This is a genomic window from Mycolicibacterium holsaticum DSM 44478 = JCM 12374 (assembly GCF_019645835.1).
Lineage (GTDB): Bacteria > Actinomycetota > Actinomycetes > Mycobacteriales > Mycobacteriaceae > Mycobacterium > Mycobacterium holsaticum.
Map to the genome: position 1 here is coordinate 3,320,607 of NZ_CP080998.1, position 23,176 is coordinate 3,343,782.

Sequence of the window (23,176 nt, forward strand, 5' to 3'; positions counted from 1 at the left end):
CTGCCCCCGCGGAAGGGGGAACCCGGCAGCCACTACCGAAGACCGCCCGATCAGGCGGGTTCCCGATATGACGCGCAGGAGCGATTCTTGCGGAACTGCGAAAATCGCACCCGGACGTTCGAGCCGGAATGGCTGGTGAACTCACCCATCGTACCCTGCAGCAGGTACCGGACGGACCCCCGCTAGGGTGCCGGCGTCAGCGACGCAGGCCGAGACGCTCGATCAGCGCGCGGTAGCGCGCCACGTCGACCTGGGCGACGTACTTGAGCAGCCGGCGCCTGCGCCCGACCAGCAGCAGCAGACCGCGCCGGGAGTGGTGGTCGTGCTTGTGCACCTTCAGGTGCTCGGTCAGGTCGATGATCCGCTTGGTCAGCAGCGCGACCTGGGCTTCCGGCGAGCCGGTGTCGGTGTCATGCAGGCCGTACTGGCCCAGAATTTCTTTCTTCTGTTCGGCGGTGAGCGCCACGAAGTAACTCCATATCCATCGGTCCGCGACAAATTTCTAACGGGTGGCCACCGCGAACTGCAGCACACGCCGGGTCGGCTGTGGAGTTTAGCAGCGGCGGTGGCGCGCGGCGAAATCCCGACGAGCCCGCGCGCAGGCACTCGGTTCACACGTGGGTTCGTGGTGAGAAGCGGGCCGCGCGGCGTCAGGGCGCCAGGATCGACCGTGCCCGTTCGGTGTCGGCGCCCATCGCCTGCACCAGGTCGTCGACGCTGGCGAACTTCTCCTGTCCGCGGATGCGGTCGATGAAGTCCAGCGCGACGTGTTGGCCGTACAGGTCGGCGTTGGTGTCGAGGACGAACGCCTCCACGGTGCGGGTCCGGCCGGAAAACGTGGGGTTGGTCCCCACCGACACCGCGGCCTGGTAGCGCTCCCCCGGGATCACCGAACCGGCGATCGGCCCGTGGCCCAGGACGGTGAACCACGCCGCGTACACACCGTCGGCGGGGATGGCCGAGTACATCGGCGGCGCGACATTGGCGGTCGGAAAGCCGAGCACCTTGCCGCGCCCGTCACCGCGGACGACCACGCCCTCGACGCGGTGCGGCCGGCCGAGCGCCTCGGCGGCGGCCACCACGTCACCGGCATCCACGCAGGACCGGATGTAGGTCGACGAGAACGTGACGGCCTCTTCCCGGTGGTGTTCGGTCACCTCCGACACCAGCGACATGCTCTCGACCGCGAAGCCGAACCGCTCGCCGGCCTTGTGCAGCAGCGCGACGTTGCCTGCGGCCTTCTTGCCGAACGTGAAGTTATCGCCGACCACGACCTCGACCACGTGCAGGCGCTCGACCAGCAGTTCGTGGATGTAGCGCTCCGGCGTCAGCTTCATGAAGTCGGCGGTGAACGGCATCACCAGGAACACGTCGACGCCGAGTTCCTCGACCAGTTCGGCGCGCCGGGTCAGGGTGGTCAGCTGCGCGGGATGGCTACCGGGAAACACGACCTCCATCGGGTGCGGATCGAAGGTCATCACCACGGTCGGCACGCCGCGGGTCCGGCCGGCCTTGACCGCCTGGCTGATCAACTCCTGGTGACCGCGATGGACACCGTCGAATACGCCGATGGTGATGACGCATCGGCCCCAGTCCGTGGGGATATCCTCCTGTCCGCGCCAGCGCTGCACAGTCGCAAGCCTACGGCGCGCCGCGCGGCCCGGCTGCGCGAGATCCCCAGATGAGGTGATGATTGCCTAAACTTGCTAACCGTGAGTGTTGCCGGCGATGCGCGTGACCTGACGACGGTTGCCCAGGACTACCTGAAAGTCATCTGGACCGTCCAGGAATGGTCGCTGGAAAAGGTCAGCACCAAGCTGCTGGCCGAGCGGATCGGCGTGTCGGCGAGCACCGCCTCGGAGTCCATCCGCAAGCTCGCCGATCAGGGACTGGTCAACCACGAGAAGTACGGGGCGGTGACGTTGACCGACGCGGGCCGGGCGGCCGCGTTGGCGATGGTGCGCCGCCACCGGCTGATGGAGACGTTCCTGGTGCGTGAACTCGGCTACAGCTGGGACGAGGTGCACGACGAGGCCGAGGTGCTCGAGCACGCGGTGTCGGACCGGATGCTCGACCGCATCGACGCCAAACTGGGGTACCCCACCCGCGATCCGCACGGCGATCCGATCCCGGCCGCCGACGGCCGGGTGCCCACACCGCCGGCGCGCCAGCTGTCGGTCTGCGACGACGGGGACACCGGCACCGTCGCCCGGATCTCCGACGCGGACCCGGAGATGCTGCGGTATTTCGACAGCGTCGGCATCAGCCTGGACTCGCGATTGCAGGTGCTGGCCCGCCGCGATTTCGCGGGCATGATCTCGGTGGCGGTGAAGTCCGCCGACGCCGACGAGCACGATCCGGGCACCACGGTGGATCTGGGCAGCCCTGCCGCAGAAGCGATCTGGGTGATCGGCTAATCGCGATCATCGAGCATCACCGTGATGGGTCCACGCAATCCGCACCGCACTACCCCTCCATTGAAGGCGGATGACCCGATGCGCCCCTACGACGTCTACAGCGGCCAGAAGTCTGAGGCCGAGGAGATCGTCCGGGCATCGACGCTGGAATGGGTGGTTCTGCGACTCGGGGCAGTGCTCAGCCCCGACTTGGGGTCACTGCCGGTCACCACCGACGCGATGTACTTCCAAGCCGCGCTGCCCAGCGACGGTCGCGTGCAAACCGTCGACGTTCGCGACGTCGCGTGGGCCTTCGCTGCGGCAACCACGGCCGACGTCGCTCGCGAAATCCTACTGATTGGCGGCGACGATTCGCACCGACTGACCTACGCCGAAGTCACCTCGGGCCTAGTGGCGGCCCTGGGCCTACCGGGAGCCATGCCACCGGGCCGACCCGGCGATCCGAACAGCGACGACGACTGGTTTGTCACCGACTGGATGGACACCACCCGTGCGCAAGAGGCGTTGCAGTTTCAGAATCACTCATGGCCCGACTTGACGGCCGAGTTGGCGCAGAAGTTCCGGTTACTGTGCTACGTCGGTCGGCTCATCGCCCCGATAGCGCGAGTGGTCATGGGGCTACAGTCGCCGTACCGGAACGCACCGGGTGAGTACGCCGACCCGTGGGGGCAAATACGCGCGAAGTTGGGCGAGCCGTTGTGGGATCGGCCTCGAGCGTGATCCCGGCGCGACAGTCTTGGCACTGTGAAGTGTTGGCACACCGGCTCAGTGCAGGCATTACGGGCGGTGCAAAGAAACGGCAATCGGTGAAGAAGGGACATTATGCGCGTGCCTCGTGCTGTCGCAAACTTCAATCGTCGTATCACCAATCCTGTGGCTCGCTCGCTGACCCCGTGGCTCCCCTGCTTGGGTACGCTCGAGCACACGGGACGCCGCTCAGGTACGCGATATCGAACACCCCTGCTGGTTTTCAGGACGCAGAACGGGTTCGTCATTCTGATCGGCTACGGGCCAGAGACCGACTGGCTCAAGAACATACTTGCGGGCGGACCGGCAGTACTGCATAAGCGGGGTCAGGCTGTCGCGTTAGCCGACCCTCAGATCGTCGAGAAGGCAAGGGCCGCACCGCTCATCATGCCGGCGCCCCGGCTGTTTTACCGACTGTTCCCCTATAACGAAGCGGCATTGGTGTTGACGAAAGCCGCCGAGGTGGATTGAGTTCGGTCCGTTATTGCGTGTCAGTCAGGACCGCCGAAGACGAGAACTGCCACCGCTGAACCGATAAGCAAGGCGCCCAACCAATTCAGCGCCGCGGCTCGGACCGGGTGACGCCGGAAGCCCGCACCAGCACCGCCACCGCGATCGCCGCGATGAGAAGCGCGGGCACATCGCCGAGAAGGTGCCCCATGTGATGCTCACCTTGAAACGACTGCACCGCCATGATCGCCGCGTGCACGACGCTGGACCACACGGCGAACCAGATCAGGCTGAGATGGGCGCGGGGGTCACGCGCCGCGATCAGTAAAAACACCCCCAACGTCGCGTAGAGCCCGACGATCATCATGAAGTAGTCGGAATGATGCGGCGGCCCCGAATGCCAGGCCCACCCCGAGGGCCACAGCGCGGCCAGCGGATACAGGCAGATGGCGACGACGCCGAACACGACGAGAACAATCTGCAGGGCTTTGTACGGCGACATCTCGTGGCTCCCATCTGAACGGGGCTCTCAGTATGCGCGCGAACGGGCCTACAGCGTCGCCGGACGCAACACGACGACAGATTTCGTGCGCTTCGGCTGGTCCTGCAACAACGCGATGACCCGCCCGCCGGGGGCGGTGGCCGCGTAGATGCCGTCGATACCCGCAGGTTCCAGCGCCCGGCCGTGGCTGGCCGATTCGGCCTGCTCGGCCGTCAGATCCCGGCGCGGAAACGACAGCAGGCAGGCCTCGTCGAGCGAATACGACAGGCGCGGCTCGTCGGCGAGGGCGTCGAGGCTGCGCGCCTCGTCCAACCCGAAGCCGCCCACCCGGGTGCGGCGCAGCGCGGTGAGGTGCCCGCCGACGCCCAGCGCGGCGCCCACGTCGCGGGCCAGCGCGCGGATGTAGGTGCCGCTCGAGCAGTCCACCTCGACGTCCACGTCGAGCAGCCCTTTGGGGTGACGACGCACGGTGAGCACGTCGAACCGGTCGATCCGCACCGGCCGCGGCGCCAACTCGACCGGCTGTCCCTCGCGGGCGAGCTTGTAGGCCCGCTGCCCGCCGACCTTGATGGCACTGACCGCCGACGGAATTTGGTCGATCTCGCCGCGCAGCGCGGCCACCGCGGCCTCGATCTGGGCGTCGCTGACGTCGGCCGTCGAAATGCTCTGCAGCACTTCGCCTTCGGCGTCTTCGGTGGAGGTGGTCTGGCCGAGCCGGATCGTCGCGGCATACGACTTGTCGGTGGACGTCAGCAGTCCGAGGATCTTGGTGGCGCGCTCGATACCGACCACCAGCACACCGGTGGCCATCGGATCGAGGGTGCCGGCGTGGCCGACCTTTCGGGTGCCGAAGATGCGCCGGCACCGGCCGACCACGTCGTGGCTGGTCATACCCGCCGGCTTGTCGACGACGACAAGGCCCGCCTCGGTCATAAGACGATGGCGGTGAGCGCCAGCCCGTCGCGCACCGACCAGCGGCCCGACAACGTCTCCAGCGGTGGCCCGGTCAGCGCGGCCGGGTCGATGAGGATGCGGGACACGAACCGGCCCGCGCTGCCGCTGTCGTCGACGTCGAACACGATGTGGGCGTCCTCGAACCCCAACCAGCGCCGGGTTAGCGGAAACCACGCCTTGTAGGTCGCCTCCTTGGCGCAGAACAGGATCCGGTCCCAGTGCAGGCCGCCGGGCAGCTCACGCAGCTCGGTGCGCTCGGCGGGCAGGCTGATCGCGTCGAGCACCCCGTCGGGCAGCACGCCGTGCGGTTCGGCGTCGATACCGAGCGAACGCACGATGCCCGTTCTGGCGACGGCCGCGCCGCGGAATCCCTCGCAGTGGGTGAGGCTGCCCACGACGCCGTCGGGCCAGCAGGGTTCGCCCTTCTCCCCCTTGAGAATCGGCGCAGGCGCCACCCCGAGCTGGCTCAACGCCTCCCGCGCGCAATGGCGCACGGTGATGAACTCGTTGCGCCGCTTGGCCACCGACTTCGCGATCAGCGGCTCCTCTTCGGGCAGCGGCGCGATCTCGGTGGGATCGTCGTACCGTTCTGCGGCGGCGAGTTCGGGCACGGCCGCAGGCAGCACGCCGGACAGCAGTGTGGCGGCCATGCTCACGACCGCCTGTTCCGGACGCGCTGGGACACCTTGGCGGCGTTGTCGCGCATCTCCTGGGTGATCTCGAAATGGCCGCCGAACTCGTTGAGGTAGCCGGGCGGATACGCCGGGTCCGGCAGGATCTGGCGCAGCCAGCGATACGGCTTGCGCCGGCGCCATTCCCGCGGATAACCCACCGACACCTCCTCGAACCGGACACCGTCATACCAGGTGGTGCGCGGAATGTGCAGGTGCCCGTACACCGAGCAGACGGCGTTGTAGCGGGTGTGCCAGTCCGCGGTAGCGGTGGTGCCGCACCACAACGAGAACTCCGGATAGAACATCGCCTCGCAGGGTTCCCGGACCATCGGAAAGTGGTTGACCTGCACCGTCGGTGTCATCCAGTCGAGGTCCTCGAGCCGCTTGCGGGTATAGGCCACCCGTTCGCGACACCACGCGTCGCGGGTGGCGTACGGCTCGGCCGACAGCAGGAACTCGTCGGTGCCGACGACGTTGCGCTCCCGCGCGATCGCCAGGCCCTCGGCCTTGGTCGCCGCCCCCGCAGGCAGGAAGGTGTAGTCGTAGAGCAGAAACATCGGCACGATCGTGGCTGGGCCGCCGCCCTCGGTCCACACCGGATAGGGGTGCTCGGGGGTGACGATGCCCATCTCGTCGCACATGTTGACGAGGTAGTCGTAGCGGGCCTTGCCGAAGATCTGCATCGGATCGCGGTTGGTGGTCCACAGCTCGTGGTTGCCCGGAATCCAGATCACCTTGGCGAACCGTTTACGCAACAGATCCAGCGCCCAGCGGATCTCATCGGTGCGCTCGGCGACGTCGCCCGCAACGATCAGCCAGTCGTCGGGGGTCGCCGGGTGCAGCGCCTCGGTCACCGGTTTGTTGCCCGTGTGCCCGGTGTGAAGGTCGCTGATCGCCCAGAGGGTGGGTCGTCGGCCATCGCGGGTCACAGCTGACCAGCCTACTTGCGCGGCCGTCGGCGCCGTTCGCCCACACGTGCCCCGGCGCGGGGCGAACTAGAACATGTTCTTATTTATGCGTCGGAGGGGCACGGCGCACCGCTACACTCCCCGCAAGGTCGGACAACCGGCGGCGGGGTGGCCGCTGAACGAGCAGGAGGTGTGATGGTCGCCAAACTGCGCCTGGTCGCGGCGGCATGTGCGCTGTTCGCGGCGGTGATCGTGGTGTGGCAGACCAATCCGTCTGGTCAGCCGATGCACGTGCACGCCGCCGACCTGCCGATGACCAACGTCACCACCAGCATCAAGTGGCCGGTCGTCGAGACCGTCGATCCGTCGCCGTTCAATCCCTGCAACGACATCCCGCTCGGTGTGGTGCAAAGCCTCGGGTTGGCGTTCACCCCGCCGGTCCCCGAGGACCAGCTGCGCTGCAAGTACGACGCCGGGAACTACCAGATGGCCGTCGAGGCCATCGTCTGGCGCAGCTACGAGGAGACGCTGCCGCCCGATGCGGTGCAGCTGGACATCGACGGTCACCGCGCCGCGCAGTGGTGGATCATGAAGCCCACCGACTGGAACAACCGCTGGTGGATCACCTGCATGGTGGCGTTCGACACCAGCTACGGCGTGCTGCAGCAGTCGCTGTTCTACTCACCGGTCTACTCCGATCCCGACCCCGACTGCATGCAGACCAACCTGCAGCGCGCCCACGAGCTGGTGCCGCACTACGTGTTCTAGCGGTCCTCCAGCTGGTCAATGGGGCTCGACCGCTCCAGCATGCCGATCGTCTCCTCGCCGTCCCAGCGATAACGCACGCCCGCCTGCTGCAGGGCCGGGAAACTCCAGTCGGCCATCTTGGCGAGTTGCTCGGCGGGGATTTCGCTGGGGTCGGTGAGGTCGTGGGTGGACAGCACGGTCTCGCCCTCGATCCGCACGGTGCCGCGGTCGGTCTCCAGCACGACGGAGACGTCCTCGCCGCGGGCCTGCAACCGGCGTAGCCACGGCGCCTCGACGACGCGCGCGGGAACGAGGGTGCCGTCGCCGGCGTACAGGTAGCCCTCGTTGTAGTTGGGTTGGCCGTCGGGGCGCGGCGGGTACGCGATGTAGCCGAATGCCCGCCCGCTGCCGAACACCGCCGACTGCCAGCAGTGGCCCCAGAACCCCTCCAACCGTCGCACGCCCTGACGGCGGATGCGCAACCCGCTGCCGGCGAAACCGTGTTGCCGGCCGGCCACGGCCAGCACACCCGTCGCCCGGAACAGCTGTTCGTAGCGCGCGCCGCCCATCAGGTCACCGACGAGCGTCGTCGTCAGCTGCTGGGCGGCTGTGGGTTGCATCGCCCCCTGAACCCACGGTGGCACGGCCATTTTCGCTTCGACCTCGAATCGCAGGTCCACCAACGGCCCGTCCTTGCGACCCGCGGCCAGATCGGCCGACGTCGTCTGCACGGCCTGCCCGTCGAACGTCATCGTCCAGACGTCGAACGGCGCCACGCATTCGAACGCCAGCGGACCGGCACCCAGTACCCTCGGTTCACCGTCGGCACCGGCGACCGGCCGGGCGTCGGCGTCGTCGCGCAACCGGTAGACCCGGCCGTCGGCGAACGCCACGTTGACCTGCAGGCTGTGCGTCTCCCAGTTCGCGGCGACCGCCTCGATGCCGACGCGGGGCAACCCCAACTCGCCGCGGTCGTCAAACACCCAGACGCTCACCGAATCCCGCATCTCGGGATTCTCCGGGCGGGTGGCGAACACGAACTCGCGGGCGGGGTCGATGCCGCCGGTCAGGTTTTTCGCGCTGGCACCGCTCATGGGCACTGTCCCCCTGCAGATATGTAGGTGCTGACGTAGTCGGCGAACAACGGCCGAATCGCGTTGGGGTGCAAGCCGAATACCTCGGGGTCGGCCTTGGGGTGCGGCTCACGTTTCTCGGCGTTCTCGGCCCACCACGCCTGCATCCTGGCGGTGAACTCCTCGGTGAGCGGTTCGCCGAGCCACGCGTACAGCCGCGTCACTTCACCGACCGGGTCGGCCTGCATCGAGCGAAAGTCGATGTCGTAGAAGCGGTCTTCGGCGCCGCGGGCGCGAAACGCCATCACGCGATCCATGCCCGTCGACCACTGGGCGACGTTGAGCCGGCCGAGATAACCGGTGTCGAGGTGATCGGTGAAACCGCCGACGATGTCGGCGTACACGTCGGCCACCGACAGCATCACGTCGGCCGGGTCGCGGTGGGTCATCACGAAGCGGGCGTCGGGAAAGACCCGGTCCAGATGCGGCAGCGAGAGCACGTGCGCGGGCGATTTCAGCCGCCACCGGCGGGTCGGCTCACCCCACTGCAGCAGCTTGAGCACGCGGAGCTGGTAGCGGTAGGTCGACGTGAAATCGGCTTGGTCGACCAGCCATTCGGAATACGACGGGATCTGCGCGTAGGCCTGAAAGATCTGCGATCTGAAGTCGAGCGCCATCAACTCCAGGCATTCCATCGGGCCGCGAACATCGTTGGGCACGTGCCGGCGGCCGCCGGCGATCGGGCTGCGCTGATCGGGCGGGATGCGCGGGTCCACACCGATGACCGTCGACGGCGGCGGACAGGGCTGCGCGGATTCCCAACTGCGCAGGTACCGCACACCAGGGTCCTGGGCGAGCAGGAACGACAGCGCGGTGGATCCGGTGCGGGGCAGCCCGAGCCCGAACAGCGGCGCGACGATTTGCTCGTCGTCGATCTCGGGGTGACGGCGATACCAGTCCTCGACCTGCAGCCGCTGATCTAGATGCAGCCCGATGCGCTGATAGATGAAGCCTTCGCCGCGGGTGTTCAACCGGGCTTCGTCGCGCAGCGCCCGGGTGAGCACCTCCAGCCCCTCGCGGAAGGCGTCGTCACCGAAGTCGTCGCACCCGGTGCGGCTGACGGCGGCCGCCATCAACTCCTCGGCTGATGCCACGGTGCACCTCCCACTTTCCTGCGCGAACGTGGGTTACCCGCACGCCATTCGGCCTTGTTGCGTGGCGGTAACCCACGTTCGTCGCACAAGGGGTCGAATTCGTGACAGTACACTGTCACTATTATGGCCGACTCGTCAACGGCTCCGCGCCGCCGCTACGACAACCGCGCCCGCATGCAGAAGGCCGCGCAGACCCGCGAGCGCATCGTCGCCGCCGGCAGCGAACTGGTGCACGAGTTCGACAGCTGGGACTGGCGCGGGCTGACGTTTCGCGCCGTCGCCGCGCGCGCCGGCGTCGGCGAGCGCACGGTGTACCGGCACTTCCCCACCGAGCGGCACCTGCACGACGCGGTGATGGCGCGGCTGGAGGCCGAGGCCGGGGTGTCCTACCAGGACGTCGACCTCGACAACCTCGGTGCGGTGACCGCGCGCGTCTTCGCCTCGCTGCAGCGGTTCGCGGTCCGCGAATCGGTGCCGACGCCCAACGATTCGGCGTTCGTCAGCTCCGACCAGCGTCGCCGCGAGGCGCTGCTACGCGCGGTGGCCACGGCGCGCCCGGACCTGGCGCACGCCCAACGCCACACCATGGCCGGGCTGCTCGACGTGCTGTGGAGTCCGGCGTCCTATGAACGGCTGGTCAGCGGCTGGGGCCTGGGCGGTGAGGACGCCACCCGCGCGATCGAATGGCTGATGTCGCAGGTGGTGCGGGCAATCGAACATGGCGACGGCACCCCCTGCGTAACCTCAGTGCCGTGACCGCAGTTTCATCCGTAGCAACCACGCCGTCCCGCTCGAAAACCCGGCGCCTGGCCGCCCGCACGGTGTCGCGCCTGCTGCGCCTGCCGCCGCAGAGCACCGACTTCACCGTGAACCGTGTGCGGGTGCCGATGCGCGACGGGGTGGAGTTGATGACCGACCACTATCAGCCCGCCACCGCGCGGCCCGCCGGCACCCTGCTGGTGCGCTGCCCGTACGGCCGCGGCTTCCCGTTCTCGACGTTGTATGCCGGGGTGTATGCCGCGCGGGGCTATCACGTCGTGCTGCAGAGCGTGCGCGGCACCTACGGCTCCGGCGGTCGGTTCACGCCGATGTCGCACGAAATCCCCGACGGCGCCGACACCGTGGCCTGGCTGCGCGAACAGCCCTGGTTCACCGGTTCGTTCGGCACCGTCGGCCTGTCGTATCTGGGCTTCACCCAATGGGCCCTGCTGGTCGATCCGCCACCGGAGATGAAGGCCGCCGTCATCGTCGTCGGACCGCACGACACCAGCGGACCGCGCTGGGGGGCGGGTTCGTTCGGTCTCAACGACTTCCTGGGCTGGAGCAACCTGGTCGCCCATCAGGAGGACCCGGGCCGGATCCGCACGCTCGTCAGGCAGCTCAACGCCCGGCGGGCATTGGCCCGCGCCGCGCGCGGTGTACCGCTCGGCGAGGCCGCCCGGGCGATGCTTGGCACGGGCGCACCGTGGTTCGAGGAGTGGTTGGAGCACACCGAGCCCACCGATCCGTACTGGGCGTCCATGCGGTTGGACCAGGCGTTGGACCGCGCCGAGATCCCGGTGCTGCTCGTCGGCGGCTGGCAGGACGTGTTTTTCGAGCAGACGATGACCCAGTACCAGCGACTGCATCAGCGCGGCGTCGACGTCGGATTGACCGTCGGGCCGTGGACGCACACCCACCTGACCACCAAGGCGGCGCCGACCGTCATCCGGGAGTCCTTGGACTGGCTCGGCAGCCATCTGGGAGGCCGCCCCGGAACCCGGCGCGACCGCGTGCGCATCCACGTCGGCGGTGCGGGCTGGACCGACCTGCCGGAATGGCCGCCTGCGATGCCCGAGATGGTGCGTTACCTGCAGCCCGGCGGACGGCTCGGCGATGCGGTGCCGCCCGAGACGGTGCCGGCGTCGACGTTCACCTACGATCCGGCCGACCCCACCCCCACCGTCGGCGGCCGGTTGCTCGCCCCCGAAGGCGGTTACCGCCGAGATGACCGCCTGGCGCAGCGCGCCGACGTGCTCAGCTTCACCGGTGACCGGTTGCCCGCCGATCTCTACGTGGTCGGCACGCCGGTCCTGGAGTTGGCGCACACCTGCGACAACATCCATCACGATCTGTTCGTCCGGATCAGCGAGGTGGACCCCAAGGGCCGATCCCGAAATGTCAGCGACGGATACCTCAGGGCCGCAACGGATTCCGAAACCGTCCGCATCGAGCTCGACGCGGTCGCACACCGGTTCCGCACCGGCTCACGCATCCGGGTACTGGTCGCAGGTGGTTCGCATCCGCGGTTTTTGCGCAACCTCGGCACCGACGAACCGGTGCTGTCGAGCCGACGGCTGGTACCGGCAACGCACACGGTGCACCTGGGTGCCGGCGCGTCGCGGCTGGTGCTGCCCGCGGGGCCGCGTCCGCCGTCAGCCGACTGAGCGGCGAACGCGCTCGGCCACCTCGGCCAGCACCGCGGCGTCGTGCACCGGCTCGGCCCACCGGGGTTCGGCGGGCAGCTGCACCCAACTGGTGCAGCCGGCGTAGTCGGGGGTGCGCGGCAGGCGCACCGGCTCGGTTAGCGGGCTGGCCTGCACCACCAACACGGTGAGCCGGTGTCTGGGCCGAAAGTCGAGCCGGTCGGCGCGCACCGACTCGTCGGTCCAGATATGCAGTGGGGCAATCTCGTTGAGCGCTTCAGGCCGGTTCACTTCGACGGCGGCGACGACGGTGGCGCCCGCGCGGATCACCACCGCGTCCTCGGTGCTGTCCGCGGCCGCCTCGTCGAGCAGATCACGATGTTCGGGACGGACCCGTTCGGCGTGGCTGTGCGCGACGGTCGGGAACAGCAGGAACCGCGATGCCGTGACCGCGAACCGCTTCTCGTGGATACCGCCCTTGCGCAGCAGCACGGTCTGCCTGCCGTCGAGCAGCGCAGAGACCGCGGCGCTCCACTCCTTGAGGGCGGGTTGGGTCACGGCTTGGCGGCTGCCGCGATCCGGGCCCGCACCTCGGGCCGGCGCAGCGGCGGCACGGTCTTGGGCGGTTGCCGTCGCGCAGGCAGCACGGCCAGCAGCCGCGCGGTGGTGGCGGTGACCTCGGCGACGGCGGCCTCGAAGGCCTCGACGTTGGCTGTCGTGGGCCGGGTGATGCCGCTGACCTTGCGGATGTACTGGCGCGCGGCCGCCTCGATCTCCTCGTCGGTCGCGGCCGGCTGCAGGCCGCGGAGCTCGGTGATGTTTCGGCACATGCCTACACGATATGTTCAGCGGCATGGTCAGCTCAGAAACCCCAGAGATCTTGCTCATCGATACGACGGACCGCGTGCGCACGTTGACGCTGAACCGGCCGCAGGCACGCAACGCGCTCTCGGTCGAGCTGCGTAAACGCTTTTTCGCCGCGCTCGGGGAGGCGCAGGCCGACGAGGGCGTCGACGTCGTGATCGTCACCGGAGCCGATCCCGTGTTCTGCGCAGGACTCGACCTCAAGGAGCTCGGCAACACCACGGAGCTGCCCGATATCTCGCCGAAATGGCCGGCGATGACCAAGCCGGTGATCGGCGCGATCAACGGGGCGGCGGTGACCGGCGGGCTGGAGCTCGCGTTGTACTGCGACATCCTGATCGCCTCCGAGCAGGCCGCCTTCGCCGACACCCACGCCCGTGTCGGGTTGCTGCCGACCTGGGGGCTGTCGGTGCGGCTGCCGCAGAAGGTCGGTGTCGGGATGGCCCGGCGGATGAGCCTGACCGGTGACTACCTGTCGGCCGCCGATGCGCTGCGTGCGGGGCTGGTGACCGAGGTGGTGGCGCACGCCGAGCTGCTGCCGACCGCGCGCCGGGTGGCGGCCGCCATCGTGGGCAACAATCAGCGCGCGGTGCAGGCGCTGCTGGCGTCGTATCACCGCATCGACGAGGCGCAGACGAACGAGGGGTTGTGGATCGAGGCGGCCTCGGCGCGCGAGTGGATGCGGTCCACAAGTGGCGACGACATCGCGGCCAACCGAGACGCCGTGCTGCAGCGAGGGCGCTCCCAGGTGCGCTGACCCTCTCTGGCGCGTGGGCCCACGCGCCAGCCGGCGCGAGCGTGCGTAGTAAGAGAGCGACACGCCGAGTTCTTTCCCGATTTCGCGCACGCTCGTAGGCTGCAGTCGTGAACGAATTGCACGAGTATTGCGGCAGCGACGAATGGCGGGCGCTGATCCGCGAGGTGATCCTGCCGTGGGCGCTCGGTCAGACCGATCTCGGTGACAACGTGCTCGAGGTCGGCCCCGGTTACGGTGCCACCACCGACGTACTTGGCACGGTGGCGGCCCGCCTGACATCGGTGGAGATCGACGACAAGCTCGCGGCGATGCTCACCGAACGCTTCGCCGACACGCCGTCGGTCGAGATCATCAACGGCGACGCGACACAGCTGAGGCTTCCCGATGGAACCTTCACCGGCGCAGCGTGTTTCACCATGCTTCACCATGTGCCCACCGCCGAACTGCAGGACCGGCTGTTCGCCGAAGTCGCGCGGGTGCTGCGGCCCGGCGCGGCGCTGGTGGCCAGCGACAGCCTCGGCAGCGACGAGTTGGCCGTCGCGCACGACGGCGACACCTACAACCCCGTCGACCCGACGACGCTGCCGGACCGGTTGGCGGTGGCCGGTTTCGGCGACATCGAGGTGAAAACGACCGACTACGGTTGGGCGGCGATCGCCCGGGCGACGTAGCGCGAGCGTGCGCAAACTCGCGATCGGGCCCGGCGTGTCGGGCGCTGGGCCCACCGCGTAGCGCGGGGAACACGCACGCTCGCGGAAAAGGTTAGGTGCCGGGGATCAGCCAGCGGCCGGAGAACGCGCGCCAGCCCACGAACACCAACCGCAGCACCATGAACGTCGACAGGCCCGCCCAGATGCCGAGCAGGCCCCAGTCGTACGCCAACGACAGCCAGATCAACGGCAGAAACCCGGCCAGCGCGCTGATCAGCGTCGCGTTGCGCATGAACTTGGCGTCGCCGGCCCCCAGCAGCACACCGTCGAGCGCGAATACGATTCCGGCGACCGGTAATTGGGCCACCATGAACCACCACGGCACCCCGATCGCGTCGAGCACCGAGCGGTCGTCGGTGAACACGGCGGGAAACACCGACGCGCCGACGGCGAACACGATCGCCAGCACCGAAGAGGCCAGCGTGGAAAAGATCGTCACCCGCCACGCCACCGACTTGGCGTGCCCGAGCTGACCGGCCCCCAGCGCGGCGCCCACCAGCGACTGCGCGGCGATCGCGAGTGAATCCAGCACCAGGGCAAGGAAATTCCACAGCTGCAGCACGACCTGGTGCGCGGCCACCGCGGCCGCGCCGAACCGGGCGGCCACCGCACCCGCGGAGACGAAGCAGGCCTGGAACGCCATCGTGCGCAGGATGAGGTCGCGGCCCATCACGATCTGGGCGCGCAGCACCGCGGGCTGGACACCCAGCGACACCTTTTCGACCAGCAGCGCACGGAAGAACAGCAGCGCCGCCAACCACTGCCCCACCACGTTGGCGACGGCAGAGCCGGGCAGCTCCAACCGCGGCATACCCAGCCAGCCGTAGACCAGCAGCGGGCACAGCACGGCCGAAAACCCGAACCCCACAACGACGTAGTGCAACGGTCGCACGGTGTCCTGGACCCCGCGCATCCAGCCGTTGCCCGCCGCCGACACGAGGATCGCGGGCGCGCCGAAGATCGCGATGCGCACCCACGCCGTGGCCGCGTCGGCGATCTCGCCGCCGTCGGCATCACCGGCGAGCACGGAGGCCAGCGGCACGGCGAACGCCTGCACCCCCAGGATCACCACGGTGCCGACACCGAGCGCCAGCCACGTCGCCTGCACGCCCTCGGCCACCGCCGCCTGGCGGTTTCCCGCGCCGTAGAACCGCGCGGAGCGCGCGGTGGTGCCGTAGGACAGAAACGTCATCTGCGAGCTGAGCGTGGTCAGGATCAGGCCGCCGATCGCCAGGCCGGCCAGCGACAGTGCGCCCAGCCGCCCGACGACGGCGATGTCGAACAGCAGATAGATCGGCTCGGCGGCCAGCACCCCGAGTGCAGGTAGCGCCAGCGCCGCGATCCGGCGACCGGAGGCGTCGGCGACCGGTAGATCGCCTTCGGGTTCAGCCAATTGCCGCGCGAAGTGCCGCGACCACCTCGTCGACGGTGCCGGTCGCCGAGTAACCCGCGGCGAACCGGTGCCCGCCCCCGCCGAACCCGCTGGCGACCGAGGACAGGTCGAACGTCTTGGCGCGCATCGACACCGACCAGTGCGCCGGTTCGATCTCCTTGAACACCGCGGCGATCTCAGCTTGTTGCGTGGTGCGCACGATGTCGACGATGCTTTCGACTTCCTCCGGTCGGGCGTCGACCCATTCCCGATGTGGCACAACGGTATACACCAGGCCGCGGCCACCCAGCGCCTCGGGCACCAGGCGCGCGGAGCCCAGTACCCGCGACAGCATCGGCAGCCAGGCGAACGGGTGGCTGTCGAGCAGGGTGCGGCTGATCGCGGCGTTGTCGACACCCAATTCGACCAACCGGGCGGCCAGCCGGTGGGCGCGTGGGGTGGCCCAGCGGAACGACCCGGTGTCGGTGGTCAGCCCGGCGTAGAGGCAGTGCGCGACGCCGATGTCGATCGGCTTGGCCCAGGCGTCGAGTAGGTCGGCAACCAGCATCGTGGTCGAGTCGGCCGACGCGTCGACGTAGTTGGCGGTGCCGAACAACTGATTGGAGGCGTGGTGGTCGATGACCAACACCGCGCGACCCGGACCGGCCAGCGGCGCCAACGCGCCCAACCGGTTCACGCTCGGGATGTCGACGGTCACCACCAGGTCGGCGTCGCGGCGCATCGCATCGGGACCGACGAGCAGATGCCCGCCGGGCAGCGACTGCAGCGACTCGGGCAGCTCTGCGGGCGCCGCGAAGCTGACCTCGACGTCCTTGCCGGTCTGGTCGAGCACCAGGGCAAGGGCCAGCCCGGCGCCGATGGTGTCGGCGTCGGGATAGACGTGGCAGACCACGCTGACACTGTTCGCCGCCGACAGCAGGTCGGCTGCTTCGCGCGCGTCGATGACCGGCCGCGCCGCAACAGCGGCGTCAGTCATCTTGTCGGTCGCGGTCACCGGTGTCCTCAGAGTCCTGCGGCCCCCCAGGGATACGGTACGGGTCCGAGTCGCCTGCGTGCTTGGCGCCTTCCCGAACCCGCGCCAGATCCTCGTCGGCCGCGCGGGCCCGGTTCAGCAGCTCTTCCATCCGCACCGCCGTGTCTGGCACCGTATCGCGCTCGAAGGCCAGCGTGGGGGTGAACCGCACTCCGGTGGCCGATCCGACCCTGGTCCGCAGCACCCCTTTGGCCTTCTCCAGCGCCGCGCCCGCGCCGGCGTAGTCAGGCTCCTCGTCGAGGCTGCGTCCCAGCACGGTGTAGAACAGCGTGGCGTCATGCAGGTCGTTGGTGACCTTGGCGTCGGTGATCGTGACCCCGGCCAGCCGCGGATCCTTGATTTCGTACTCGATCGCCGAAGCGACGATCGTCAGGATTCGTTTGGCCAGCCGGCGTGCTCGGGCCGGATCGCTCACGAGCGCTCTTTCTCGACCAGCTCGTACGTCTCGATGACATCGCCTTCTTTGATGTCGTTGTAGGTCAACGTCAAACCGCACTCGAAGCCCTCGCGGACCTCGGTGACGTCGTCCTTCTCCCGACGCAGCGAGGACACCGTGAGGTTCTCCGCGACGACGACGTTGTCCCGCAACAGCCGCGCCTTGGCGTTACGACGCATGATGCCCGAGGTGACCAGGCAGCCGGCGATGTTGCCGACCTTCGACGACCGGAAGATCGCGCGGATCTCGGCGCGGCCGAGTTCCTTCTCCTCGTAGATCGGCTTGAGCATGCCCTTGAGGGCCTTCTCGATCTCGTCGATGGCCTGGTAGATCACCGAGTAGTAGCGGATCTCCACCCCATCGCGGTTGGCCAGTTCGGTGGCTTTGCCCTCCGCGCGCACGTTGAACCCGATGATGATCGCATCGGAGGCCGACGCCAGGTTGACGTTGGTCTCGGTGACACCACCGACACCGCGGTCGATGACGCGCAACTGCACCTCGTCGTCGATCTGGATGCCCAGCAGGGCTTCCTCCAGCGCCTCCACGGTGCCGGAGTTGTCGCCCTTGAGGATCAGGTTCAGCTGGCTGGTTTCCTTCAGCGCCGAATCCAGGTCTTCCAGGCTGATCCGCTTGCGCGACCGCGCGGCCAGCGCGTTGCGCTTGCGCGCATTGCGCCGGTCGGCGATCTGGCGGGCGATGCGGTCCTCGTCGACGACCAGCAGGTTGTCACCGGCACCCGGCACCGACGTGAAGCCGATGACCTGCACCGGCCGCGAGGGCAGCGCCTCGGTCACGTCGTCGCCGTGTTCGTCGACCATGCGGCGCACGCGACCGTAGGCGTCGCCGGCCACGATCGAGTCGCCGACGCGCAGCGTGCCGCGCTGCACGAGCACGGTCGCCACCGGGCCGCGGCCGCGGTCCAGGTGCGCCTCGATGGCCACACCCTGGGCTTCCATGTCGGGGTTGGCCCGCAGGTCCAACGCGGCGTCAGCGGTCAGCAGCACGGCCTCGAGCAGCGCTTCGATGTTGGTGCCCTGCTTGGCCGAGATGTCGACGAACATGGTGTCGCCACCGAAATCCTCAGCGACCAAACCGTATTCGGTCAGCTGTCCGCGGATCTTGGCCGGGTCGGCACCTTCCTTGTCGATCTTGTTGACCGCCACCACGATCGGCACGTCGGCAGCCTGCGCGTGGTTGATGGCTTCCACCGTCTGCGGCATGACACCGTCGTCGGCGGCGACCACCAGGATCGCGATGTCGGTGGCCTTGGCGCCGCGGGCACGCATGGCGGTGAACGCCTCGTGACCCGGGGTGTCGATGAAGGTGATCAGCCGCTCTTCGCCGTCGTGCTCGACGGCAACCTGGTAGGCACCGATGTGCTGGGTGATGCCGCCGGCCTCGGCCTCGCCGACGTTGGCCTTGCGGATGGTGTCGAGCAGACGGGTCTTGCCGTGGTCGACGTGACCCATCACGGTCACCACCGGCGGGCGGGTCTCCAGCGCGGACTCGTCGCCGGCGTCCTCGCCGTAGGTCAGGTCGAAGGACTCCAGCAGCTCGCGGTCCTCGTCCTCCGGGGACACCACCTGCACGACGTAGTTCATCTCGCTGCCAAGCAGTTCGAGCGTCTCGTCGCCGACGGACTGCGTGGCGGTCACCATCTCACCGAGGTTGAACAGCGCCTGCACCAGCGAGGCCGGGTTGGCGTTGATCTTCTCGGCGAAGTCTGACAGCGACGCGCCGCGGGCCAGCCGGATGGTCTCGCCGTTGCCGTGCGGCAACCGCACGCCACCGACGACCGGCGCCTGCATCGAGTCGTATTCCTGGCGCTTCTGCCGCTTTGACTTGCGGCCGCGCTTGGGCGCACCGCCCGGACGTCCGAAGGCACCGGCCGCGCCACCGCGCTGACCGGGACGGCCGCCGCCGCCGGGACGACCCCGAAAGCCACCGCCGGCCGGGGCGCCGCCGCCACCGCCGCGGTAGTTGCCGCCACCGCCGCCGGCACCGCCGCCGGGACGGCCGCCGCCGCCGGGCGCCGGACGACCGCCGGGCCCTGGGCGCGGGCCGCCGGGGCGGCCCGTGGCGCCCGGACGGGGACCGGCCGGGCGTGGTGGCATGTTGCCCGGCGACATGCCGGGTCGAGGCGCACCGGGTCGTGGTGCGCCGGGACGCGGCACCTGCGGGCGTGGGATCGGCCGGTCGACCGGTTGCTGCGAGGAGAACGGGTTGTTGCCGACGCGCGGGGTGCGCGGGGCGGGCTTGGGCGCGGGGCCGGGCCGCGGGCCCGGCGTCGGGCTGGGCCGGGCGGCGGGGGCCTCCGGGGTGGCCGCAGGTGCCGCCGCCGCTGCCGGCGGCGGCGCTGCCGCGGGAGCCGGAGGTGGTGCGGGGGCCGCAGGCTCTGCGGGTGCGGCGGGCTTGGGCGCGGCCGGCGTGGCCGGAGCCTTCGCGGCGGCCTTGGCCGGAGCGGCGGCCGTAGCACCGGCGCCGTTGCCGTCGGCCTTGACCTTGTCCTTGCCGCCGCCGAACGACTCGCGCAACCGGCGCGCGACGGGAGCCTCCACGGTGGAGGACGCTGATTTGACGAATTCGCCCTGTTCGCTCAGGCGGGCGAGTACTTCCTTGCTGGTGACACCGAGTTCCTTGGCCAACTCGTGTACACGGGCCTTTGCCACTACATCTCCATCTCTAGAGGCGTCAGCGGTGGTAGGCGCCGCGCCTCGGTTTAGCTATGACGCATGGTCATCGGGACTTCACGGTGTGCTCATGTTCTTCGCTACCTGTTCTGTTTCCGGGTGGATCGGCCGGTTCGGCGCTGCGGGCAGCGCTGACGTACTCGATCACCGCAGTTAGGTCCGGTGAACCGGTGATGCGCAACGCTCGACCGAAAGCTCGCCGACGAATCGCTGCCTCGAGACACTGTGGATCGGAATGCAGCCACGCACCCCGCCCCGGCAGTTTCCTCGCCGAGTCGACGGTGACAGCGCTGGGAGCGTTCCCAGAGCCATCGTCGACAGCGACCACTCGAAGCAGTTCGACGGCCAGCTCTCGCTTTCGGCAGCCCACGCACGTCCGCACTGGCCCGACAAAGGCGTCGGAGCTGCGTCGATGCGTCGAAGCCGAAGTCTCGCGCTGGATCACAGCTGAGTCTACCGTCCCGCCTAGTCCGATTCGCAACGGCTGTGCTGGTCGGCGTGTAGCCGGCCGCCCGCTGCCCTAGCGATCGTGGACGGCGCCGCGCGCGGCGTCGGGGTCGGGGTCGGGGTGGTCGGCGACGGCGGCGTCGCTTCGGATGTCGATCCGCCAGCCGGTCAGCCGGGCCGCCAGCCGGGCGTTCTGGCCCTCCTTGCCGATGGCCAGCGACAGCTGAAAGTCAGGGACGACGACGCGCGCCGCGCGGGCCGCCTCGTCGATGACGCTGACCGAGACCACCTTGGCCGGGGACAGGGCGTTGGCGACGAACTTGGCCGGGTCGGGGTCGTAGTCGATGATGTCGATCTTCTCGCCCGACAGTTCGCTCATCACGTTGCGCACCCGCTGACCCATCGGGCCGATGCAGGCGCCCTTGGCGTTGAGGCCCGGCACCCGCGAGGTCACCGCGATCTTCGAGCGGTGACCGGCTTCGCGCGCGACCGCCACGATCTCCACCGACCCGTCGGCGATCTCGGGCACCTCCAGGGAAAACAGCTTGCGCACCAGGTTGGGGTGGGTGCGCGAGAGCGTGATCAGCGGTTCGCGTGACCCGCGGGTGACACCGACGACGTAGCAGCGCAGCCGGTCGCCGTGCTCGTAGCGCTCACCGGGCACCTGCTCGGCGGCGGGGATGACGCCCTCGGACCCTTTGGTTTCGCTGCCCACCCGCACGACGACCAGGCCGCGCGCGTTGGCGCGGGCGTCGCGCTGGATGACCCCGGCGACGATGTCGCCCTCACGCGCGGAGAACTCGCCGTAGGTCTTTTCGTTCTCGGCGTCGCGGAACCGCTGCAACATCACCTGGCGCGCGGTGGTCGCGGCGACGCGGCCGAACCCCTCCGGGGTGTCGTCCCATTCGGTGACGGTGTTGCCGTCGGCGTCGAGTTCGGTGGCGATCACCTTGACCTCGCCGGTCTTGCGGTCGATTTCGATGCGCGCCTCGTCGGCGTGGCCCTGGGTGTGCCGGTAGGCGGTCAACAGCGCCGACTTGATCGTCTCGACGAGTTCACCCACCGGGATGCCTCGGTCCACCTCGATCGCATGCAACGCCGCCATGTCGATGTTCACGCCCCGGCCTCCTTCCCAGATCGGCCGACCAGCTCCAGCTCTCGCGGATTGGGAGGCGAAAAGTCTACTTGGACAACGGCTTTGGCAATAGATTCCAGTGGAAGTTCACGCACCGAGAAGTCGGCTTTGCGGCCTTCGCGGACCACCAATCGCACCGCGTCGCCGTCGGTTCCGCCGAGCCTGCCGGTGAGCTGGGAGCCGTCGGCCAGGGTCAACTCCACCTTGCGACCGTGGGCGCGCCGGAAGTGCTTCTCGGCGGTCAGCGGCCGGTCCACGCCCGGCGAAGTGACCTCAAGGACATAGGGTGCGGCCTTCGCGTCGACGCGGTCCAACAGCTGGGAGGCCGAGCGAGACAGCTGGGCCAGGGAATCGAGGTCCAGGCCGTCGTCGGCGTCGACCACCACCTTGATGCGCGGCGGACGTGTGCCCGCGTCGATCATCACGTCCTCGATTTCGTAGCCGGCGCGCGCGAACTCCCCATCGAGTAGCTCGATCACCTGTTTGTGCGACGGCAATCCCGCAGACCACTCCGTCACGGCGAGCTCCTCATCTTGAGTTGTCCGGACACAGGTTCGGCGTACCGCTGTTAAAGACACTGAAACCGACTACCCACGATACGCCAGGGCCGCCCCGGTCAGCGTTGAACGCGCGGCCACCCGCGGAGACGGCGATGGCAAGATGTTGCTCGTGCCGAGCCCACCGCCGACCTTCACCAGGCGACGTCTCCTGGTCGGTGCGGCGGCGGCGACGCTGCTCGGGGTGACGGCGTCGGCATGCGGCTCACCGCCACCGCCGCCGGAAGTCGACGAACTGCTCGCGCAGCTCAACCGCGCCCGTGCCGACAGCCAGCTGGCCACCGACGCCGCAGGCCAGGCGAAGGGGGCGGTCGGGCAGGCGCTCACCGCGGTCGCGGCCGAGCGGGCCGCACATGCCGAGGCGCTCTCGGACGAGTTGGTGCGGCTTCGCGGTGGAGATACGCCGACCGCTGACCCTTCCAGCACCACGGCCGAGCCGGCCCGGCTCCCGACCGCCAAGGACGTCGTCGCCGCGCTGCGGGTGTCCGCGGACAGCGCCACCGAACTGGCCGCCACGTTGTCGGGGTACCGCGCCGGTCTGGTGGCGTCGATCGCGGCCGCCTGCACCGCGGCCTACACCGTCGCGCTCGACGTCCCCGAGGCCAAGCCATGACCGCGCCGGCGCCCAGCAGCCCGTCGCGTCCGTCGGATCCGGCCGACGGCGCACTGTTCGACGCCGTCGCCACCGAGCACGCAACGATCTACGGCTACGGGGTGGTGTCTGCGCATTCGCTTCCCGAACGCAACGACCTGGTGGCCGAAGCGATGGCCGAGCACCGCGAACGCCGCGAGCAGGCGCTGGCCAAGCTCGGCGCGCGCTCGATCGACGCGCCCCTGCCCGCGCCCGGCTATCAGGTGCCGATCGACGTCGACACCCCGACCGACGCCGCGACCCTGGCGGTGCGGATGGAGGAGGACGCCGCGGTGGCCTGGCGTGCCGTCGTCGAACAGGCCACCGATCAGCAGGACCGGGCGTTCGCGGTGACCGCGCTGACGCAGTGCGCGGTGATGGCCGCCCGGTGGCGTCGGGTGCTCGTCGTGGCCCCGGTCACCGTCGCGTTCCCCGGCGGCAACGAGTAGCGGGGCACGTCTTCGGGCGCGCAGACGCGTAATCGCGTCACCG

27 protein-coding genes are annotated in these 23,176 nt (G+C 69.1%); 10 read left to right on the top strand and 17 right to left on the bottom strand.

What is annotated here, in order from left to right:
- Nucleotides 1-196: 196 nt before the first annotated feature.
- Both rpsO and K3U96_RS16095 read right to left on the bottom strand, forming a co-directional pair.
- Nucleotides 197-466, bottom strand: coding sequence for a 30S ribosomal protein S15 (rpsO, locus tag K3U96_RS16090; protein ID WP_069406986.1), 270 nt, complete (start codon nucleotides 464-466; stop codon nucleotides 197-199).
- Between the two features lie 184 nt (nucleotides 467-650).
- Nucleotides 651-1,631 (bottom strand): bifunctional riboflavin kinase/FAD synthetase, encoded by a 981-nt coding sequence (locus K3U96_RS16095; RefSeq protein WP_069406987.1) that lies wholly within the window; start codon nucleotides 1,629-1,631, stop codon nucleotides 651-653.
- 81 nt (nucleotides 1,632-1,712) lie between these two features.
- On the opposite strand from K3U96_RS16095, the gene mntR reads away from it, so the two are divergent.
- From mntR to K3U96_RS16110, 3 genes are all read left to right on the top strand, one after another.
- Complete coding sequence (gene mntR / locus K3U96_RS16100; RefSeq protein WP_069406988.1) at nucleotides 1,713-2,417, top strand: manganese-binding transcriptional regulator MntR; 705 nt, start codon at nucleotides 1,713-1,715, stop codon at nucleotides 2,415-2,417.
- A 60-nt stretch (nucleotides 2,418-2,477) separates the two neighbouring features.
- Nucleotides 2,478-3,137, top strand: a complete 660-nt coding sequence (locus K3U96_RS16105) for an NAD-dependent epimerase/dehydratase family protein (RefSeq protein WP_220690359.1) — start codon at nucleotides 2,478-2,480, stop codon at nucleotides 3,135-3,137.
- Between the two features lie 102 nt (nucleotides 3,138-3,239).
- The gene (locus K3U96_RS16110; RefSeq protein WP_220690360.1) at nucleotides 3,240-3,635 is read left to right on the top strand and encodes a nitroreductase family deazaflavin-dependent oxidoreductase; all 396 of its coding nucleotides are present in this window, start codon (nucleotides 3,240-3,242) and stop codon (nucleotides 3,633-3,635) included.
- An 85-nt stretch (nucleotides 3,636-3,720) separates the two neighbouring features.
- On the opposite strand, the gene K3U96_RS16115 is transcribed toward K3U96_RS16110, so the two are convergent.
- The 4 genes from K3U96_RS16115 to pptH are packed head-to-tail and all read right to left on the bottom strand — an operon-like array spanning nucleotide 3,721 to nucleotide 6,673.
- A complete protein-coding gene (locus K3U96_RS16115) occupies nucleotides 3,721-4,116 on the bottom strand; it encodes a DUF6632 domain-containing protein (protein WP_069407246.1) in 396 nt (131 codons plus the stop codon).
- A gap of 48 nt (nucleotides 4,117-4,164) precedes the next feature.
- Nucleotides 4,165-5,049 (bottom strand): tRNA pseudouridine(55) synthase TruB, encoded by an 885-nt coding sequence (gene truB / locus K3U96_RS16120; protein ID WP_069407245.1) that lies wholly within the window; start codon nucleotides 5,047-5,049, stop codon nucleotides 4,165-4,167.
- Nucleotides 5,046-5,720: a 4'-phosphopantetheinyl transferase PptT gene (pptT, locus tag K3U96_RS16125; protein ID WP_069407244.1), complete on the bottom strand. Its 675-nt coding sequence runs from the start codon at nucleotides 5,718-5,720 to the stop codon at nucleotides 5,046-5,048. The genes truB and pptT overlap by 4 nt, the downstream gene beginning before the upstream one ends.
- 2 nt (nucleotides 5,721-5,722) lie before the next feature.
- Entirely contained in the window at nucleotides 5,723-6,673 is a 951-nt protein-coding gene (gene pptH / locus K3U96_RS16130; protein WP_069407243.1) for an ACP phosphodiesterase PptH, read from the bottom strand.
- Between the two features lie 174 nt (nucleotides 6,674-6,847).
- On the opposite strand from pptH, the gene K3U96_RS16135 reads away from it, so the two are divergent.
- The gene (locus K3U96_RS16135) at nucleotides 6,848-7,420 is read left to right on the top strand and encodes a DUF3558 domain-containing protein (RefSeq protein WP_069407242.1); all 573 of its coding nucleotides are present in this window, start codon (nucleotides 6,848-6,850) and stop codon (nucleotides 7,418-7,420) included.
- Here K3U96_RS16135 and K3U96_RS16140 read toward each other — a convergent pair.
- Nucleotides 7,417-8,493 carry a DUF7064 domain-containing protein gene (locus tag K3U96_RS16140; RefSeq protein ID WP_220690361.1) on the bottom strand — a complete coding sequence of 359 codons (1,077 nt, stop codon included), beginning with the start codon at nucleotides 8,491-8,493 and terminating at the stop codon, nucleotides 7,417-7,419. The genes K3U96_RS16135 and K3U96_RS16140 overlap by 4 nt on opposite strands.
- Nucleotides 8,490-9,626 carry a sulfotransferase family protein gene (locus K3U96_RS16145; RefSeq protein ID WP_220690362.1) on the bottom strand — a complete coding sequence of 379 codons (1,137 nt, stop codon included), beginning with the start codon at nucleotides 9,624-9,626 and terminating at the stop codon, nucleotides 8,490-8,492. The genes K3U96_RS16140 and K3U96_RS16145 overlap by 4 nt, the downstream gene beginning before the upstream one ends.
- Before the next feature lie 123 nt (nucleotides 9,627-9,749).
- On the opposite strand from K3U96_RS16145, the gene K3U96_RS16150 reads away from it, so the two are divergent.
- Both K3U96_RS16150 and K3U96_RS16155 read left to right on the top strand, forming a co-directional pair.
- On the top strand, nucleotides 9,750-10,382 hold the full coding sequence (locus K3U96_RS16150) for a TetR/AcrR family transcriptional regulator (RefSeq protein ID WP_220690363.1): 633 nt from the start codon (nucleotides 9,750-9,752) through the stop codon (nucleotides 10,380-10,382).
- Nucleotides 10,379-12,052 (top strand): CocE/NonD family hydrolase, encoded by a 1,674-nt coding sequence (locus K3U96_RS16155; RefSeq protein WP_230982167.1) that lies wholly within the window; start codon nucleotides 10,379-10,381, stop codon nucleotides 12,050-12,052. Before K3U96_RS16150 ends, K3U96_RS16155 begins: the two co-directional genes overlap by 4 nt.
- Here K3U96_RS16155 and K3U96_RS16160 read toward each other — a convergent pair.
- Nucleotides 12,041-12,589, bottom strand: coding sequence for a DUF1802 family protein (locus tag K3U96_RS16160; RefSeq protein ID WP_220690365.1), 549 nt, complete (start codon nucleotides 12,587-12,589; stop codon nucleotides 12,041-12,043). The genes K3U96_RS16155 and K3U96_RS16160 overlap by 12 nt on opposite strands.
- The gene (locus K3U96_RS16165; RefSeq protein WP_069407238.1) at nucleotides 12,586-12,861 is read right to left on the bottom strand and encodes a DUF2277 domain-containing protein; all 276 of its coding nucleotides are present in this window, start codon (nucleotides 12,859-12,861) and stop codon (nucleotides 12,586-12,588) included. Before K3U96_RS16165 ends, K3U96_RS16160 begins: the two co-directional genes overlap by 4 nt.
- Nucleotides 12,862-12,884: 23 nt before the next feature.
- Here K3U96_RS16165 and K3U96_RS16170 point away from each other — a divergent pair, with 23 nt between their 5' ends.
- Together K3U96_RS16170 and K3U96_RS16175 are read left to right on the top strand one after the other, a co-directional pair.
- Nucleotides 12,885-13,652: an enoyl-CoA hydratase gene (locus tag K3U96_RS16170; RefSeq protein ID WP_069407248.1), complete on the top strand. Its 768-nt coding sequence runs from the start codon at nucleotides 12,885-12,887 to the stop codon at nucleotides 13,650-13,652.
- Nucleotides 13,653-13,759: 107 nt separating this feature from the next.
- On the top strand, nucleotides 13,760-14,323 hold the full coding sequence (locus K3U96_RS16175) for a class I SAM-dependent methyltransferase (RefSeq protein ID WP_220690366.1): 564 nt from the start codon (nucleotides 13,760-13,762) through the stop codon (nucleotides 14,321-14,323).
- 91 nt (nucleotides 14,324-14,414) lie between these two features.
- On the opposite strand, the gene K3U96_RS16180 is transcribed toward K3U96_RS16175, so the two are convergent.
- The 7 genes from K3U96_RS16180 to rimP form a co-directional block, all read right to left on the bottom strand.
- Nucleotides 14,415-15,755 (bottom strand): MATE family efflux transporter, encoded by a 1,341-nt coding sequence (locus K3U96_RS16180; protein ID WP_220690367.1) that lies wholly within the window; start codon nucleotides 15,753-15,755, stop codon nucleotides 14,415-14,417.
- On the bottom strand, nucleotides 15,748-16,749 hold the full coding sequence (locus tag K3U96_RS16185; RefSeq protein WP_084223866.1) for a DHH family phosphoesterase: 1,002 nt from the start codon (nucleotides 16,747-16,749) through the stop codon (nucleotides 15,748-15,750). The genes K3U96_RS16180 and K3U96_RS16185 overlap by 8 nt, the downstream gene beginning before the upstream one ends.
- Nucleotides 16,724-17,203, bottom strand: coding sequence for a 30S ribosome-binding factor RbfA (rbfA, locus tag K3U96_RS16190; RefSeq protein WP_220690368.1), 480 nt, complete (start codon nucleotides 17,201-17,203; stop codon nucleotides 16,724-16,726). Before rbfA ends, K3U96_RS16185 begins: the two co-directional genes overlap by 26 nt.
- Nucleotides 17,200-19,893, bottom strand: a complete 2,694-nt coding sequence (gene infB, locus K3U96_RS16195) for a translation initiation factor IF-2 (protein ID WP_220690369.1) — start codon at nucleotides 19,891-19,893, stop codon at nucleotides 17,200-17,202. The genes rbfA and infB overlap by 4 nt, the downstream gene beginning before the upstream one ends.
- Nucleotides 19,894-19,960: 67 nt before the next feature.
- Entirely contained in the window at nucleotides 19,961-20,359 is a 399-nt protein-coding gene (locus K3U96_RS16200) for a YlxR family protein (RefSeq protein WP_220690370.1), read from the bottom strand.
- A 75-nt stretch (nucleotides 20,360-20,434) separates the two neighbouring features.
- Nucleotides 20,435-21,478: a transcription termination factor NusA gene (gene nusA, locus K3U96_RS16205; RefSeq protein WP_220690371.1), complete on the bottom strand. Its 1,044-nt coding sequence runs from the start codon at nucleotides 21,476-21,478 to the stop codon at nucleotides 20,435-20,437.
- Nucleotides 21,475-22,014 carry a ribosome maturation factor RimP gene (gene rimP, locus K3U96_RS16210; RefSeq protein WP_069405432.1) on the bottom strand — a complete coding sequence of 180 codons (540 nt, stop codon included), beginning with the start codon at nucleotides 22,012-22,014 and terminating at the stop codon, nucleotides 21,475-21,477. The genes nusA and rimP overlap by 4 nt, the downstream gene beginning before the upstream one ends.
- A 142-nt stretch (nucleotides 22,015-22,156) precedes the next feature.
- Between rimP and K3U96_RS16215 the strand changes: the two genes are divergently transcribed.
- Nucleotides 22,157-22,666 carry a hypothetical protein gene (locus K3U96_RS16215; RefSeq protein WP_220690372.1) on the top strand — a complete coding sequence of 170 codons (510 nt, stop codon included), beginning with the start codon at nucleotides 22,157-22,159 and terminating at the stop codon, nucleotides 22,664-22,666.
- Entirely contained in the window at nucleotides 22,663-23,133 is a 471-nt protein-coding gene (locus K3U96_RS16220) for a ferritin-like domain-containing protein (protein WP_220690373.1), read from the top strand. Before K3U96_RS16215 ends, K3U96_RS16220 begins: the two co-directional genes overlap by 4 nt.
- The last annotated feature ends 43 nt before the right edge of the window (nucleotides 23,134-23,176 follow it).

Coding starts and splice junctions, on each gene's coding strand:
- K3U96_RS16110 (WP_220690360.1), top strand. CDS start 3,240: ATGCGCGTGCCTCGTGCTGTCGCAAACTTCAATCGTCGTATCACCAAT.
- K3U96_RS16115 (WP_069407246.1), bottom strand. CDS start 4,116: ATGTCGCCGTACAAAGCCCTGCAGATTGTTCTCGTCGTGTTCGGCGTC.
- truB (WP_069407245.1), bottom strand. CDS start 5,049: ATGACCGAGGCGGGCCTTGTCGTCGTCGACAAGCCGGCGGGTATGACC.
- pptT (WP_069407244.1), bottom strand. CDS start 5,720: ATGGCCGCCACACTGCTGTCCGGCGTGCTGCCTGCGGCCGTGCCCGAA.
- K3U96_RS16135 (WP_069407242.1), top strand. CDS start 6,848: ATGGTCGCCAAACTGCGCCTGGTCGCGGCGGCATGTGCGCTGTTCGCG.
- K3U96_RS16140 (WP_220690361.1), bottom strand. CDS start 8,493: ATGAGCGGTGCCAGCGCGAAAAACCTGACCGGCGGCATCGACCCCGCC.
- K3U96_RS16150 (WP_220690363.1), top strand. CDS start 9,750: ATGGCCGACTCGTCAACGGCTCCGCGCCGCCGCTACGACAACCGCGCC.
- K3U96_RS16165 (WP_069407238.1), bottom strand. CDS start 12,861: ATGTGCCGAAACATCACCGAGCTCCGCGGCCTGCAGCCGGCCGCGACC.
- K3U96_RS16170 (WP_069407248.1), top strand. CDS start 12,885: ATGGTCAGCTCAGAAACCCCAGAGATCTTGCTCATCGATACGACGGAC.
- K3U96_RS16215 (WP_220690372.1), top strand. CDS start 22,157: ATGTTGCTCGTGCCGAGCCCACCGCCGACCTTCACCAGGCGACGTCTC.
- K3U96_RS16220 (WP_220690373.1), top strand. CDS start 22,663: ATGACCGCGCCGGCGCCCAGCAGCCCGTCGCGTCCGTCGGATCCGGCC.